Below are 1,291 nucleotides of genomic sequence, written 5' to 3'. Positions count from 1 at the left end.
GGACAGAGAAAAGGTCTATGGATCAAGACCATAGATCAAAACCCAACCCTCTTCGAACACATGCCATGAGCCAGGGGGCATTATGAAAGTCGATCCAAGCAACCGGATATATCCGCGTCCAGAACCCACTGAGCAGATACGCGTTGACGCAACGCCTTGTAGCATTGTTCCGCTGCATCCCTGCTCGCTCGCTCCGGCCGGAAGCCGTAAGAGTTGGGATCTGCCGTCGATTCCGATATGGGTTCGAGCGCGAGCAGGTAGAGTGCCTGCATCGCTCTGTCACGCATTGTCGGAATGCCTAACGGCCGCAGTTTACCGTTTGCTTTCGGGATAAATACCCGCCTCAGCGGCTGAGGCTGATAGCCCAGCCGATTGAGCGACAACACACCTCTGGCACGTTTTTCCGGCGTATCCCAGATTTCTCCATCAACACCGGAAGTCTTCTTGCCTTGGTTTTCAGTGACTCGTTTCACGGCAATTGCTTTGCCGGAGAACGAGCGGGTCAGCAGCCATTGCAAGGATTTGACCTTGCCCCAGCGACCTTCCCGAACTGCCTTCGCAATACGCACTTGAAGCCTTCTCGTGGTTTGGTGCGCTTTGGCCCAGTCGATGCCGTGCCAATCGACCTCTCCACTGGAGGCCGCACCAGTCGTAACTCTGACTGTCATTTGCTTGTCCTCCTGAGGAAGGTTCCACAAGTTCTCTCGCGAAGAGAGACCAGTCGGAAGTCTGCTCTCTTTCGAGCGGGATGATGTTGGTTTCCCTCAATCCCTATTCGCGCCATTACAGCGCGACATTCGCTTTTTCCGACATCCCATACCCGCATCCCCAACGGCGTTCCTTGCGGTTCGCTTGCCCAACGTGGGCAGGGATTCGGGCTTACCGTGTTTTGCGTGAGTGACAGCGGAAGGTTAGGTGCCGGCTTTTCCCCGGTGGGTTCGATTTCCTCGCTTCGGGAATGGCAAGCCCGAAGTCTAACCCACATGCCATTTTGGCCCGTGCCTGACAGCATCTTTGGCACGTCACAACTAACGGGGTTTAACGCCGATTCACATCTGTTCACCTTACTTCCAAGCCTAGCCCCCTGCCGCATGATGCTTGCAGCTTCGCACGTCTCTCGCGAGGCGCGCTTCACCCTTACGGGATCGGGGTACATTGTCAGGATAGCTTCAGACATAGCAGTTACCCATCATGCCTGTATCCCTAGGCTACTGCCGGAGGAACGACAGGTTCTATCGGGCGGTCCAAGGATCACCCGTAAAACAATCACTCACGCAACTTCACGTCGCAC

At 55.5% G+C, this 1,291-nt stretch carries 1 protein-coding gene; it reads right to left on the bottom strand.

From position 1 onward, the window contains the following. Positions 1 to 80 precede the first annotated feature (80 nt). Complete coding sequence (locus tag PY650_RS36455) at positions 81 to 668, bottom strand: reverse transcriptase N-terminal domain-containing protein (protein ID WP_432761629.1); 588 nt, start codon at positions 666 to 668, stop codon at positions 81 to 83. Positions 669 to 1,291 lie beyond the last annotated feature (623 nt).

Origin of the sequence: Martinezella calliandrae (assembly GCF_030272695.1) — a bacterium.
GTDB classification, from domain to species: domain Bacteria; phylum Pseudomonadota; class Alphaproteobacteria; order Rhizobiales; family Rhizobiaceae; genus Rhizobium; species Rhizobium calliandrae.
This window is presented reverse-complemented; position numbering and strand designations above follow the sequence as displayed.

What these genes read in the sequence shown, in the direction of transcription:
- PY650_RS36455 (WP_432761629.1), bottom strand. Translation starts at nt 668, where the DNA reads ATGACAGTCAGAGTTACGACTGGTGCGGCCTCCAGTGGAGAGGTCGAT.